Here is a 14,106-nt window from a genome sequence, read left to right on the forward strand (position 1 = left end):
CTCGTGCTGCGACGTTCCGCGGCGGCCCCGAGCCTCCGGGCCCGGGGATTCGCGCTGCGGCACCGTCCCGGAGTTGCCGACGCGGATCGTGGTGACGCGCGGTCCCGACCGGAGCCGAGCCCGCCCGCACCCCCGGCACGCCCCGCCGCCACCCCGGCACCCCGCTCAACCCGCCCTGCGCGTCGCCTCGCGGTGCGGGCAATTCCTGCCTGGTGTCGCACCGAGCTGCGCGAGCCCCGGGACTCCGGGCCCGGGATTCGGCGCTGCGGCACCAGCCCGGAGTTGCCGACACGAGTGCGCGACGACACGAGCGCACGGCGCACGGCGCACGAGCGCGCGGCACGGTCCCGACGCGACGTGCACGTCCGCACTGCCGAGCCCCGCCCGCGGCACGCAGACGCGTGCGGTCGTCGGCGGCGGGACCCTCAGCCGGCGAGGGCGTCCCGGAGGGCGGTCCCGTGATCGACCAGTCGACCGGCGCGGGCCGACGGGGCCACCTCGTCGAGCCGCTCGACGAGGCGCAGCGCGGCCGCCAGCACGGCCGGTTGGTCGGGGGCGTAGGTGCGGACGGTGTGGAACAGCGAGTCGACGAGCGCCTCCACGGACGGCCACGTGACGAGGACGGCGGGTGCACCCCGGTCGTCCAGCAGCGCCGTGACGGGCTCGCCCCGACGCCACAGCGGGACGAGCACTCCGGCCGACATGTCGAGCGCGCTCACCGCGGTGTACGGGTCGTTGCTCCCCGAGGCGAGACCGCGCACGGCGATCTCGACGAGTTGCTGCAGGGCGAACCCGACGTCCTGGTGAGGCGTCCGGGCGGGCCCCAGGGTGGTCGCCCGTCGCAGTTCACGGACCGTGTCGGACCCCGGGGAGGCGCTGGTCACCGCGAGCGGGTCCCCCACGATCACGTACCGGCCGGGCATCGCGACGACGTCGACGACGAGGCCGTCACGCACGGCGACGCGTCGGAGCGCCTCCCACGCGACGGTCTGCACGTAGCCGTCGGCGTCGGCACGGACGACGGCCGCGTCGGCCGGGAGCGGATCGTCCGCCGAGGACCGGGCCCGCGCCTCCAGGCTGACGTCGTCGGCGGGGCTCGTGGGGTAGACGACGTCGGTCACGGCCCGGAGGTCGTCGAGCACGCGCGCCTGCAACGAGGTGATCTGCACCGAACCGGCGATGTGGTGGATGAAGAAGACCAGCACCCCCACGTCGAACACGCTGAGCAGGACCGCGACGTGGACGGCGATCACCGGGACGAACGCGCTGGTGTCGTCGACCTCGGTGTGGACGGTGCGCATCACGACGATGCAGTAGAGGAAGGTCGAGGTGAAGGTCGCCAGCACGAACTGGTTGGCACGGTCGGCCATGAAGTTGCGGACGAGTCGCGGGCCGTAGGTCGACGACGTCGTGGCGAGCACCGAGATCGTGATCGAGAACGACGTCCCGGCCACGGTCAGCATGGACGTCCCGATGCCCGACAGCAACGACCGTCCCCCGGAGGCGCTGAGGGCACCCAGCAGCGGCAGCCCCTCGGTCACCGTCGTCGGCAGGGACCGGTCGACCGTCACCAGCACCTCGGCGAGGACGACGGCGACGAGCCCGAACACGGCGGGCAGGAACCAGAACGACTCCCGCACGCGGGTCAACGACAGCATGCCGCCGAGCGTAGACGGTGCCTCCCGCCGCGCACCGCCCGAGGAGGAGGACGCCGCGACCGACGCCCCCGCCGATCAGCGGGTCGTGACCACCCGTCGTCCGAGGTCGGAGTCGAGCATCGTGTCCATGGCCGTGTCCACCAGGCGGTCCCCGAGGGAGCGCTCGATGCGGCCGGAGGCGACCAGCGAGGCGATGCCCTGCATCGTCGCCGCGAAGAGCATCTTGAAGTGGTCCCGCGACTCGTCGCCGGACGCCTCGGACTCCGTCGGCCCCAGGGCTCCGTCGAGGACGGCGAAGAGGGTGACCGCCGCCTCGTGCACGGCCTCGGGCTTCGTCGTCACCTTGGTCTGGAACATGAGCTCCATCAGCGCGGCATCGTCGACGGCGAAGTCGACGTAGGCCCGGGCGACGCGATGAAGGCGTTCCGTCCGACCTCCCCCGCCGTCGAGCGCGCGTCGGACCCCGGTGGTGAGCCGCTCGAACCCGGCTCCGGCGAGCGCGTCGAGCAGCGCCTGCCGATCGACGAAGTGGCTCCGGGGGGCACCGTGACTGACCCCGGCCCGACGGGCGAGGTCGCGGAGCGAGAGGCCGTCGACGCCGGACTCGCGCACGACCTCGATCGCCTCGTCCAGCAGCACCGCGCGGAGGTTCCCGTGGTGGAAGGGCCGCTGCGTCATGCTTCGATCCTAATCCCCGACTAGTCATTGACTAGATACTAGACACCGCCTAGATTTAGGCCATGACGACTCCACGCACCCTTCTCGTGCTCGGCGCCACGGGGCAGACCGGGCAGCACTTCACGCGACTGGCACTCGACGCCGGGCATCGACTCCGCGCTCTCGCGCGGACGCCCGGCAAGCTCGCGATCGAGCACGACGACCTCGAGGTCGTCCAGGGCTCCCTCGACGACGACCTCGACCTCGACGCCCTGCTCGGCGGCGTCGACGCCGTCGTGATGATGGTCGGGGACGCGGCCGCCCAGCGCGAGCGGCAGGTGAACGCGACCTTCGTCCGAGCGCTCGTCCCCGCCATGCGCCGCAGCGGCACGCGACGACTCCTGTACCAGGCCGGGGGCCTGAGCGCGGAACCGGGCAAGCCCCTCGCACCGGTGCTGCGGATCGTCCGCAGCACGATCGCCCGCGCGTACATCGGGCAGCACGAGGACAACGAGGCCGTCATGCGCTACCTCGACCAGGACGCCCGCGACGTCGAGTGGATGGTCCACCGGGCCGGCATCGGCTCCGACGGCCCGTCCAAGGGCGAACTGCACCGCTCCTCCTCGTTCATCAGCATCGGCACGTTCGCCGACTGCGCCGCCTACGACCTGCGGCTGCTCTTCGACGATTCGGCCGTCCACACCTGCGACGGCAGCCGCTACCGGCGCGGCTGATCGGCTACCGCGGGGCGCTGGTCCGCAGGGCGGCGGCGAGGACGACCTCGAGAGCCTGCACCTGGCGCGCCGCGGTCCAGCGGCCGGGGTCGCCGGTCGCCAGGCTCGAGACCCCCTCCACCGCCGCGACGAGTGCCGCCGCCCGGGTGCCCGCCTCGTCGTGGCCCCCGGGATCACCGACCTCGAGCAGTCGCGTCAGACGGTCGGCGAAGGCGCGGCTGGCGAGGGCGTGCCGCTCGGCCAGGACGGGATCGTCGAGCGCCGCGGCCAGGAAGCCGACCCACACGCGGGCCTCGGCGAGGCGCTCGTCGTCGGTCGGCAGGGTGCCCAGGACGACGGCGCGTACGGCGGCCGTCGCGTCGCCGGCACCGCCCTCGAGCGCGTCCGAGCGCTCGCGGGTGCGCTCGTGGAGCACGTCCCGGGCGTGGAGCAGCAGGGCCTGCTTGTCCCGGAAGGTGTGCAGGACGAGGCCCGTGGTGCAGCCCGCCCGTTCGGCGACCGCGCGGAGGGTGAGCCCCGTCGGCCCGCGCTCGGCGAGGGTCGTGAACACGGCGTCCGAGAGACGCCTCCGGGTGTCGTCCACGTCACGCGTCCTGCTCATCCCGTGATCGTAACGCATGTTACCGTAACGGTTGTCACGAAAGGACGACCCATGCGCTGGACGATCACCCGGACCCCCTTCGACCACCCCGACGCCGACGGCCTCCGCCGCGCACAGCGGGTCGAACTCGACGCCCGGTACGGCAGCGACGACCACGAGCCGGGCACGCCGCCGTCGGCGGCCGACGTCCCGGTGTTCCTCGTCGCCCGCACGGACGACGGCCGGCCGATCGCCTGCGGTGGCCTGCGCCCTCTCGCCGACACGGTGGTCGGCCCGGCCACGGTCGAGGTCAAACGCATGTACGTCTCGCCCGAGGCGCGGGGATCGGGGGTCGCGACCGCCGTCCTCCGAGCCCTCGAGGACGCCGCACGCGACCTGGGCTCCCGCCGGATCGTGCTCGAGACGGGCATCCTCCAGCCGGACGCCATCCGTTTCTACGAACGCGAGGGCTACGAGAGCATCCCGCTCTTCGGCTCGTACGCCGGGTCGGCCGAGTCGGTCTGCTTCGCCCGCGACGTCTGAGCCGCGGCCGCGGCACCCCGTCGACCCGCAGGCGCCCTGCCGACCCGCAGGCGCCCTCCCGACCCGCGGCGGGGCATCCCCCACGGGGCGGGGCACGTCTTCTGGGGTAGGGACAGCCGCCGGTGGATGCGGCATCGTGTCCGTCAGACCTCCCGTCGGCAATTCGTGACGAAACCTGCTCGACCCTCGTCCCCATTGCTGAGGCCACGTCCCACCAGCGTGCGACCCGGAGAGGAGGACCAGGAGATCACCGTGCCCAGCACCTACATGCCCGCGACCGGACCGGCGCCCGACGAGCGCGCACCGGACGAGCGCGCACCCGACGAATTCCGCCGGGACGCCTGGTCGAGCGACGACGTCGAGGAGGCGCGCGACAGTCTGCAGACGGTCCTCGCCGGCCGGGACTTCCGTGCCCGCGTCGACTCGGAGCCGTTCGCGTTCCGCTTCGCCTCCGCCGGCGACGCCCGTCTGGCCCTGCAGACCGGCACCTTCACCGGTCACCTGCAGGGCACGATCCCGTGGTCCCGGGACTACGTCGTGTCCTGGTTCCAGCAGGGGTCCGTGACCATCGACCACCCCACCGGGCAACTCACCAGCGTGGGCACCCGGCCATTCCTGACCCCGACCGAGACGTCGTTCTCGTTCGTCATGACGCCCCACCGGCACGGCATCGTCCACATCGACGGCGCCTTCTTCGAGGAGGTCGCCACCGAACGCCACGGCGGGCCGGCGCAACGGATCGTCTTCGACTACGCCGCCGTGCCGAGCGACGTCGCCCTCGCCGCCTGGCAGCGCACCCTCGGCGCCGCCACCCCGACGATCGTCGACCCGCGGACCCCTCCCCTCGCCCGCCACGGCGCCCAGACGGCGATCGTCAGGACGCTGCTGGACGTGTTCCCGTGGCGAGCGGTCGACGTCCCCGACACCCTGCGCACCGAGCGGACGAAACGCCTGCGACTCGCCGCCGAGTACGTCCACGCCTACGCCGATCAGGCGATCTCGTCGGCGGACATCGCCACGGCAGCCGGCATGCACACCCGGACCCTGCAGCAACTGATGAACGAGCACCTGGGCTCCAGTCCGTCGAAGTACCTGAGACACGTCCGCCTCGACCGGGTGCGCCAGGACCTCGTCGCGGGCGACCCGGGGACGACCCTTGTCTCAGAGGTCGCCGGCCGCTGGGGCTTCGGGAACATGGGCCGGTTCTCGGCCGCGTACCTGGCCCGCTTCGGCGAGCACCCGAAGGACACCCTCGCGCGCTGAGCGGTCGGAGGCGCGGGTTCCGTCATCGCCGGCGGTCGGTGTATCGTCTCCCTCACTGAGGTAAAAGGCGTCGCGATCCGCGACGCACCCGCACGCGGCATCGGACGATCCGCCACTTCTTCCCTCGAAGGAGTGCGCCCTCGTGTCGCCCAGCCCCCACCTCATCCGCCGCGCCGGCCTCCGCACCGGCGACGCGCCTCCTCGCCTCTCGGACGCCTGGATCGCCCTCGCCGGGTTGTCCGCGGTGTTCCTGTTCGAGATGCTCGACAACTCGGTGCTGAACGTCGCGCTGCCGACGATCGGCCGCGAGCTGGACGCCTCGACGACGGGCCTGCAGTGGGTGTCCGCCGCCTACTCGGTCGCCTTCGGCGGGCTCATGCTGCTGTTCGGCGCCGTCGCCGACCGCGTCGGCCGCCGCCGCGTGATGATGACGGGACTCGTCCTGCTGGCCGCGGCGAGCCTCGCCACCGCGGCGGTCACGACGACCGGGGAACTCGTCGCCGTCCGCGTGCTCATGGGGGTCGCGGCCGCGATGACCACACCGGGGTCGATGGCGCTGGCGTTCCGCCTCTTCGACGACGAGGGCCTGCGCGTCCGCGCGCTGACCGTCATCTCGACCGCGGGGCTCGTCGGCCTCGCCGTCGGACCGACGGTCGGCGGGTTCGTGCTGGCCGTCGCCCCGTGGCAGGTGCTGCTGCTCGCCGACGCGCCGATCGCCGTCCTGGCCCTGGTCGGCATCGGGCTCGGTGTCGCCCGGGACGACCCCGCGGGGCTCCGACGCGACCCGGTCGACGTCGCCGGAGCGCTGCTCGGCACGGCGACCGTGTCCACCGCACTCGTGACGCCGACCGTCCTCGTGGAGTCGGGTGGCACCTCCGGGTGGGGGTGGCTCGGCGTCGCCGTGACCGTCGTCGGCGCCGTCGGGTTCGTGGCCCGGGAGCGGTCCGCCCGGCACCCGGTGGTCGACCTCTCGCTGCTCGCCCGTCCGTTGGTGTCGAGCGGCCTCGCGTTCAAGGCGGCGTCGGGCCTCGCCGTCGCCGGGCTCTCGTACCTGGTGACGCTCCAGCTGCAGTTCGCCTGGGGCTGGCCGCCGGCCCTGGCCGCCGTGGGGACGCTTCCGCAGGTCGTCGTGCTGCTCGCCGGCGGGCGCCTCGTCGGGCCGTTCGTCCGGCGGGTCGGTCTGGCCCGGGCGGCGGGGATCAGCGCGGCGTCGGTCGTCGCGGGCCTCGCGGTCTTCGGCGCCCTGGGTCGCCACGGGTACGTGTGGGTGCTCGTCGCGCTCGTGCTGGTCGCGGCGGGGATGCGCGTGGTCGGGGTCGTCGCGGGCGCCTCGGTGCTCACCGGCCTGCCCGCCGACCGCACCTCGGTCGGTGCCGCCCTGGTCGACACGTCGAGCGAGCTCGCGAGCGGTGCCGCCGTCACCGCGGCCGGGACGGTCGTCGCCATGCTCGTCGGCGGCAGCATCACCTCGACCGCCTGGACGGCCGCACGTCTGGCCACGTTCCAGGACGCCCTGACGGTCGCGGGCCTCGGGCTCGCCGTCGTCGCCGCCGCGCTGGTCGCGGTCGGGACGACCCGTGCGCGGGCCGCCGACGGCAGGACCGACCGCGGCCGCGCCGACCCCGGCCGCGGCGACCCCGGCCGCACCGAACCGGCCCCCGAACCGCTCTCTACCCCGACCCGTTCGACCACCACCACCGAGGAGACCTCCCGTGCCTGACACCACCGCCCTGCCCCGTCCGCCGTTCGACCCCGAGTTCGCGCCCTTCCTGGAGGCGATGGACGCCCGCGGTCGGTTCCGCCTCGAGACCGGGATGCTGCCGCGGATGCGACAGCTCGAGACGACGGAGGCGCAGCTCGACGAAGGACTGCACGCCCGCGGTCTCGAGAGGCGCAGCATCACCGTCCCCGGGCACCTCGGCGACCCGATCGACCTCGCGGTCGTCCAGCGGATCGGCCGCACCGGGCCGGCGGCCTGCGCCTACGCGATCCACGGGGGCGGCATGATGTTCGGCCACCACCTCGGCAACCTCGACTCGTACGACGACTGGCTGCTCGTGCACGACGTCGTCCTCGTCAGCCCGGACTACCGCCTCGCGCCCGAGCACCCCGACCCCTACCCGGTCGAGGACTGCTACGCCGGTCTCGTCTGGGTCGCCGAGCACGCCGACGAGCTCGGCGTCGACCCCGACCGCGTGGTCGTCGTCGGTCAGAGCGCCGGGGGCGGGCTCGCCGCGGGCACCGCGCTCCTGGCCCGTGATCGACGCGGCACGGCCCTTCTCGGGCAGGTGCTCGTCAGCCCCATGCTCGACGACCGCGACGCGACCGTCTCCGCCCGGCAGTTCGACGGGGTGGGCGTCGCCGACCGGGAGATGACCCGGTTCGGCTGGGACGCCTACCTCGGCGACCGTCGTGGTGACGACGACGGCGTGTCGATCTACGCCGCTCCCGGCCGCGCGGCCGACCTCGCGGACCTGCCACCGGCCTACGTCGACTGCGGCAGCGCTGAGGTGTTCCGCGACGAGGCCATCGCCTACGCGGGGGCGCTCTGGGCGGCCGGGGTGCAGGCCGAGCTCCACGTGTGGCCGGGGGCCTTCCACGGGTCGGCGAGCATGCTGCCGCAGGCGACCCTGTCGCGCCGAGCCGTCGCGGCCCTGCGGGACTGGACCGGGCGCCTCCTCGGCTCTGCCGCCTGATCGAGGCCGAGATGGAGCCCGGTCACGATCAGGGGGCGCCGCGGCGGCGACGGGACACGCTCAGGAGTCCCGCCGCCGCGCGGCGAGGGCGAGGAGCGCACCGAGACCGAGGAGGCCGAGCACCGCGATGCCGAGGACGGCCGGTTCGCTGCCCGTGAAGGCGAGCAGACGGTCACCCCGTGACGCTCCGGGCCCGGTCGACGGGTCCGAGGTCGTGCCCGCGGCACCGACGGCATCGACGGGTGCCTCCGGGTCGACCGGGGCACCCGGGTCGACCGGCACACCGGGATCGACCGGCTCCCCCGGGTCGACGGCCGGCAGGAGGCCCGCGTCGATGCCGAGGTCCCGGTCGACCCCGACGAGCTCGTCCCCCTCGAGGACGGTCGAGAGCGCCACCGTCGCGGTTCCGTCGAGCCCGGCGTCGGAGTCGACGGTGTCGTCGTCTCCCTGGTGGCGTGCGGTCCAGGCCCGGTCGAGCAGCGAGGAGAAGGCGACGGTGTACTCCCCCGGGCGGAGCCCGTCGAAGACGTACGTGCCCGCGACGTCGGTCGTGGTGCGCCGCTCGACCCGACGGCCCCGGTCGTCGGTGCCGGTGAGGGTCACCGGGAGGAACGGGATGCCGGCCTCGGCAGGCCCCTGGAGCCCGTCGGCGTCCGCGTCGTCCCACACGCGGTCGCCGACGGCTCCGGCGACGACGGTGATGGCGGCCCGGTTCGAGAACGCGGCGAGCGCGAGGTTCGTCGCGCGGAGGCCGAAGCGGTTGGTGACGACGTCCCCGTCACGTGCCTCCGTCGTCGTCGCGGTCAGGTCGTGCGTGACGACCTCGCCGACGTCGACGGCCGTGGTCCGCTGGATGCGGACGGCGGTGACGTCCTCGAGCGCCACCTGGTCGCCGCCCGTCCCGATGCGGGACGCGTCGAACCAGGCGGTGTCGCCCCCGGGGGCGTTGCTCGGGTCGTCGCCGTCCAAGGAGATGCCGCCCGGGGCAGCGGTGGTGTAGCGGACGCGTTCACCGGCGTCGGGGTCGACCTCGACCGGGGCGGCGAGTTCGACCTGCCCCCCGCTGGCCCCGACGGTGGGCAGGACGTCGATCAGGTCGACGGCCGCGATGGGGACGGAGTCGGTGTTGCGGTACTCGAGCGTCCAGACGAGGTCGTCGCCGACGACGACGGTGGGCTCCTCCGCGGTCTTCTGGACGCCGATGCCGCTCGAGGACTCGACGCGGACGCCTCGGAGTGCCGTGCGGAGCCCTTCGGGCGACAGGTCGTCGTCGGCGGCGACGTGGGCGGTGTTGTTCACGGACCCCGGCGGGGCCGTCCCGGACACGTCGAGCCGGTACGTGAGGGGCGCGATCGGACGGTTGGGGACGACGTCCTCGAGGGTCCAGACGATCGTCTCGTGGAGCTCACCGTCGATCGTCGTGGTCTCGACGCTCGTCGGTTCGAGGGAGCTCGAGCCACGCTGGTACGTCGTGTGCGCGGGCAGGACGTCCGTCACGGTGAGGACCTGGGGGCGGCCCCCCTCCGTCGCGTTCGTCAGCGTCGGGTAGAGGGCGTAGTCCATGCTCGTGCCGGCGACGACGAACGCGGTCTTGTCGGGGGTGGTCACGGCGGTGGTGCCGGGGTCGACGACCTTCTTCACGACCCGGGCCCTGACCTGCGTGACGATGACGCTGTCGGCCAGCGGCCCGACACCGTTGGCCGCGGGCGCCGTGTCGTGGACCCAGGCGCTCGTGCCGTCGAAGAACGAGCCGAAGTCGTGGACGCGGGTGTCGTTCGGGGCGGCCTGCACCTCGAAGTAGCTGAAGAGGTTGCCGGCCCGCCCACCGGCGACCGTCCCGACGGCGCGGATCTTCCCGATCGCGTCGACACCGCCGGGCACGTCGTCGGGGCTGTCGTACCAGGGACCGTCGGAGTCGTCGCACGTGGCGTCCCGACCGACGGTGGGGTCCGTGAAGGAGAACGCCGCGTACTCGATGCGGACGCCCTCGTTCCAGCCGTTGGTGGTGGCGTGCTCGCCGAACAGCGTCGTCAGCTGTTGGAAGCGGTTGTCGTAGACGTCGCAGGCGATCGCTCCGACGTAATCCGAGACGCCCCTGTTCGCGAGGGAGACCTGGGAGCGGAGGCGCGTCCCGGGGGTGACGTAGGGGTCTCCCGACTTCGCGGAGCCGACGGCGGTGGAGCCGTCCGCCCGGGTCTGGCCGAGGTGCTTGAAGCCCCCTCCCGGGACGAAGAACGACAGGTTGCGGTCGACCGAGTTGTTCGCCAGCGGCTCGGTCGAGCCCGGGAAGTTGGACGAACCGCTGATGCCCGTCGTCTGCAGCGGGGTGAAGGTGTTGGTCGCGATGAGGGACTGGCCGGCATCGAGGGCGGGAACCCAGATGCTGATGTACCCGCTGATCACGTAGGGCTTGACGCCCCCCTGGATCGGCTGGCCGGTGGCGCTCTGCGAGGGGATGCCCCTCGACGGGGTGATGTCGGTGTCGGTGCCCGTGATGGTCACCTCGACGGGCTGCCCCGGAGCGGACTGCGTGCACTCGAAGCGGCCGGAGTGCAGCACCGTCGTGGACCTCCCCCCGCTGCCGCCGGGGAGGACCGGGAAGGTGCGCCCGTCGTTGAGCCCGCAGGCGGCCCGCCCGTCGTGGCCGACGAGGACCGCGGGGGACGGCAGGTCGCCGAACATCCGGGAGACGTCGTCCTGGAAGGTGAAGGTGCCGCTCGAGCGTTCGTAGCCGAGGAGCCCCTGCCCGGGGACCACGGGCTCCCACGCGACGGTCACGGGGTACTGGAGGACCGTCCCCTCCGTTCCGTCGGGGCCGACGACACCGGGGTGGAAGGTGGAGTTCGCGACGGATTTCGCGAGGTCGAAGCGCGGTGCCGCGGAGACCGTCGTCGCCACGGATGTGACGGGCCCTGCCGGTTCGGCGACGCCGTCACCGGTCACGGTGCCCGTGATGGCGACCGTGCCGCCGCCGGCCCGGGAGTCGATGGTCAGGACGACCGGGGTCGCGAGGACCTGCCCCTCGCCGACGGTGCCGACGTTGCAGGTGAGTTCGGGGCCGACGATCGCGGAGCCGTCGACCTCGCAGGTGTTCGGCATCCCGGCCCACGTGGTGCCGTCGGGTGCGGTCACGGTGAACCGCTCGTTCGTCACCGAGCCGCCGTTGGCGCTGACGGTGACGCGGTAGGTGATGGCGTCGAAGGTGCGGACGATGCCGTTGGAGGCGCCGGCGTCGGCACCGGGGCCCTCGGCGGGCGTGAAGGGGCCGCTGCCGTCGGCGCGGCGTTCGATGTCGAGGTCGACGGTCGCGGTCGAGGCGGCGGTAGCCGCGGCCGACGTCGGAGCAGCCGGCTCCGCGGCGGTGGGCGTCGCCGCGGCCGGTGCCGCGGCAGCCGGTGTCGCCGCGGCCGGTGTCGCCGCAGCCGGTGTCGCCGCAGCCGGTGTCGCCGCGGCCGGTGTCGCCGCGAAGGCCGCGGTGACCATGGCCAGGGCCACCGTCGCACCGACCCCTCGGATCGATGTGGTCGTCTTCATCGTGTGGCCCCTTCGCCGATCGTCGACACGCCACCCGGAAGGTGACATGTCCGAGTTCACATGTCGGTTGCCATGTTAGGGCGCGTCGAAGGCAGGGGGAACCCCCGGAAGAAGGTGGCTCGACCCCTCGTCAGTCGCGCTTGGCGCAGGTGACCTGGTCGGCGGACTGGCCCGAGACGTTCCCGGGCAGGGCCGCCGAGGTCGGTGCGGGCGTCGGCGCCGGGGTCGCTCCGGCGCCCGGGACGACGTCGACCGCCCCGTCGGTCGCCTCGCCCGACGGCTCGCCCCCGGCACCCGTGGACGGAGACGCCGACACACCCGGCGCGGCCGGGGCGGCCGGGTCGAGCACCGCCGACCGTCCGAGGCTGTCCGCCGAGAGGGTCAGCGGCAGGTTGCGCTGCAGGGCGTCGTCCAGCACCGCGGCCGCCGACTCGTCGACCAGCACGCGGTTGCGGTCGGCGGGGTCGTCCACCGCCGGGTACTGCACGAAGACCATGTTCGACAGCCCGACCGTGTTCACGGCGAGGGCGAGCTTGGCGAGGGTCGACGCGTCGGCCAGCGTGTCGCTCAGCGTCATGTTCGCGAACGCCACCCTCGCGATCGCCAACACCTTGGTCGGGTCGGTCAGCGTCCCCGCCGACACCGTCTGCCGGGCCAGCGCCGAGAGGAACGTCTGTTGGTTGCTGATCCGCCCGAGGTCGCTCGAGTCGCCGACCCCGTAGCGCGAGCGGAGGAAGGCTCCGGCCTCGGCCCCCGACAACGTCCGCGTGCCGGCCGGGAGGTCGAGCGCGGGCTGGACCTCGGTGTCGCGGATCGGCGTCGCCAGGCACACCTCGACGCCGCCGATGGCGTCGGCCATCGACACGACCCCCTCGAACGTGATCGATCCCGCGTAGTCGATCTGCAATCCGGTCAGCTGTCCGATCGTCTGGGCCACGCACGACAGCCCGTTCTTCGGTCCGCCACGTCCCAGCGCGGTGTTCAGCATCGCGCCCGAGGTCGCCGGGCTGACCGTGCCGTCGTCGTTCGGGCAGGCCGGCATCGGCACGATGAGGTCGCGCGGGAAGCTCACGACCGCCATGTTCGTGTGGTCCTCGGAGATGTGCACGAGCACCGTGGAGTCGTTCTTGCCCGCCCCCGAGCTGGCCTGCTGGTTGGCGGCGTCGTCGAACCCGGTGCCCAGCCCCTCGCGGGTGTCGGTGCCGATCAGCAGCAGGTTCACCTCACCGGTCTGCGCCGTCAGCTGCGGCACCGGCGAGGCGGACGACCCGTCGGGTCCGGCGAGCTGCACCGTGGGCCTCGCGCCCTGCAGCACCTGCCACGTGGCGATGGCCGCGATCGAGGTCGTGCTGACGAGGACCACGGCCAGCGCGGCCGCCGTCACCTTCGCCGCGAACGCCACGGGGTGCCCACGGCGGAGGCGACCGTGGCGGGCGATCCCGCCCTGCCGCACCGCGCCTCCTCGATCGGCGGGGTCGTCGTGGCCGTCGGGGGCCCGCTCGGTGCGTCCGTCGTCGGTCATGCGCGCCCCCTCGGCGAGAGAGGGCTCGGGAGACCCTCGTCGGGACGAAGCATAGGAGGCGCGGGCCGGGAAACCCCGGAGGTCGCGCCGTCGTCGTCCCCGGCCGTCGCGGTCAGGCGGTCTCGCCGAGCGTGGCCGGCGCGACGGCGGGGAGGACGTCCTCGGTCCAGTCGACCCTCAGGGAGCCGGACCCCGACCCCGACCAGCCACGCAACTCGGCGCCGACCGTGTCGCGGAACGTGGCCGCCTCGTCCTGGTCGCCCACGACGACGTCGAGCCGCAGCCGCGCCAACTGCTCGGTGACGCGGACCGGCAGGCCCCAGGCCTGCAGCACGAGCACCTCGGACGCGGCGCTCAACGCCGGGAAGTGCCGCCGGAGCTTCTGCTCGACGACGTGCAGCACGGCCACCTCGTCGGTGGGGCGGATCACTCCGGTCAGCGAGATCATGCCTGATGGTCCGCCCGGGAGGTTACGGCAGTGTGGCCGCCCGCTGTGAAAGCACCCGGGTCTCGCTTCCTCCCCCGCGGCGGCTTGTCCCCCGGCCGGTCCCCCGCGGCCACGACCGTGTTGGCAGATCGGCCCCGGGTGGGCATGATCGTCACATGGCGAAAAAGCTCAAGACGGCCCACCGCGACCTCGTCGAGGCGCTCGACCACCACCGCAAGGTCATGCAAGAGAAACCGCTGTCGAGCAAGCGTGCCGGTCGGGCGACCGCCAAGCTGCGACTCGCCGTCTCGGCCTACTCGGCGGTCGTCGCCGACAAGACGGGCCAGCCCGACCCGTTCGTCGACTACGACGCCCTCGACCCGGCCACCGTCGCGTCCCTCGCCGCCGAACGCGACGCCATCGCCCACAAGAAGTCGTCCGACCAGGGCACGCTCGACTGACCCGGCCGCGCCGCGCCTCCGCGGCTCACTA

12 protein-coding genes are annotated in these 14,106 nt (G+C 73.5%); 6 read left to right on the top strand and 6 right to left on the bottom strand.

What is annotated here, in order from left to right:
• Nucleotides 1–425: 425 nt before the first annotated feature.
• Both HQQ78_RS05905 and HQQ78_RS05910 read right to left on the bottom strand, forming a co-directional pair.
• On the bottom strand, nucleotides 426–1,658 hold the full coding sequence (locus tag HQQ78_RS05905) for a DUF2254 domain-containing protein (RefSeq protein WP_173151540.1): 1,233 nt from the start codon (nucleotides 1,656–1,658) through the stop codon (nucleotides 426–428).
• Between the two features lie 75 nt (nucleotides 1,659–1,733).
• Nucleotides 1,734–2,336 (bottom strand): TetR/AcrR family transcriptional regulator, encoded by a 603-nt coding sequence (locus tag HQQ78_RS05910; RefSeq protein WP_173151542.1) that lies wholly within the window; start codon nucleotides 2,334–2,336, stop codon nucleotides 1,734–1,736.
• Nucleotides 2,337–2,398: 62 nt separating this feature from the next.
• Between HQQ78_RS05910 and HQQ78_RS05915 the strand changes: the two genes are divergently transcribed.
• Nucleotides 2,399–3,049: an NAD(P)-dependent oxidoreductase gene (locus tag HQQ78_RS05915; protein WP_173151544.1), complete on the top strand. Its 651-nt coding sequence runs from the start codon at nucleotides 2,399–2,401 to the stop codon at nucleotides 3,047–3,049.
• A 4-nt stretch (nucleotides 3,050–3,053) separates the two neighbouring features.
• Here HQQ78_RS05915 and HQQ78_RS05920 read toward each other — a convergent pair whose 3' ends face one another.
• The gene (locus HQQ78_RS05920) at nucleotides 3,054–3,650 is read right to left on the bottom strand and encodes a TetR/AcrR family transcriptional regulator (RefSeq protein ID WP_173151546.1); all 597 of its coding nucleotides are present in this window, start codon (nucleotides 3,648–3,650) and stop codon (nucleotides 3,054–3,056) included.
• Nucleotides 3,651–3,701: 51 nt separating this feature from the next.
• Between HQQ78_RS05920 and HQQ78_RS05925 the strand changes: the two genes are divergently transcribed.
• From HQQ78_RS05925 to HQQ78_RS05940, 4 genes are all read left to right on the top strand, one after another.
• A complete protein-coding gene (locus tag HQQ78_RS05925) occupies nucleotides 3,702–4,172 on the top strand; it encodes a GNAT family N-acetyltransferase (protein WP_173151548.1) in 471 nt (156 codons plus the stop codon).
• Nucleotides 4,173–4,424: 252 nt separating this feature from the next.
• Nucleotides 4,425–5,435 (top strand): helix-turn-helix domain-containing protein, encoded by a 1,011-nt coding sequence (locus HQQ78_RS16350; RefSeq protein ID WP_173151550.1) that lies wholly within the window; start codon nucleotides 4,425–4,427, stop codon nucleotides 5,433–5,435.
• Between the two features lie 142 nt (nucleotides 5,436–5,577).
• The gene (locus tag HQQ78_RS05935) at nucleotides 5,578–7,155 is read left to right on the top strand and encodes an MFS transporter (RefSeq protein WP_371740368.1); all 1,578 of its coding nucleotides are present in this window, start codon (nucleotides 5,578–5,580) and stop codon (nucleotides 7,153–7,155) included.
• Entirely contained in the window at nucleotides 7,148–8,131 is a 984-nt protein-coding gene (locus HQQ78_RS05940; protein ID WP_371740369.1) for an alpha/beta hydrolase, read from the top strand. Before HQQ78_RS05935 ends, HQQ78_RS05940 begins: the two co-directional genes overlap by 8 nt.
• Before the next feature lie 60 nt (nucleotides 8,132–8,191).
• Here the strand turns inward: HQQ78_RS05940 and HQQ78_RS05945 are convergent, their stop codons facing one another.
• From HQQ78_RS05945 to HQQ78_RS05955, 3 genes are all read right to left on the bottom strand, one after another.
• Nucleotides 8,192–11,665, bottom strand: coding sequence for an SdrD B-like domain-containing protein (locus HQQ78_RS05945; protein ID WP_173151552.1), 3,474 nt, complete (start codon nucleotides 11,663–11,665; stop codon nucleotides 8,192–8,194).
• Nucleotides 11,666–11,795: 130 nt separating this feature from the next.
• Complete coding sequence (locus HQQ78_RS05950) at nucleotides 11,796–13,187, bottom strand: LCP family protein (protein ID WP_173151554.1); 1,392 nt, start codon at nucleotides 13,185–13,187, stop codon at nucleotides 11,796–11,798.
• 112 nt (nucleotides 13,188–13,299) lie between these two features.
• Nucleotides 13,300–13,635 (bottom strand): hypothetical protein, encoded by a 336-nt coding sequence (locus HQQ78_RS05955; protein ID WP_123570612.1) that lies wholly within the window; start codon nucleotides 13,633–13,635, stop codon nucleotides 13,300–13,302.
• A gap of 155 nt (nucleotides 13,636–13,790) precedes the next feature.
• On the opposite strand from HQQ78_RS05955, the gene HQQ78_RS05960 reads away from it, so the two are divergent.
• Nucleotides 13,791–14,075 carry a hypothetical protein gene (locus HQQ78_RS05960; protein WP_043595140.1) on the top strand — a complete coding sequence of 95 codons (285 nt, stop codon included), beginning with the start codon at nucleotides 13,791–13,793 and terminating at the stop codon, nucleotides 14,073–14,075.
• Nucleotides 14,076–14,106 lie beyond the last annotated feature (31 nt).

This window comes from Frigoribacterium sp. VKM Ac-2859, from assembly GCF_013204925.1.
Taxonomy (GTDB): Bacteria; Actinomycetota; Actinomycetes; order Actinomycetales; family Microbacteriaceae; genus Frigoribacterium.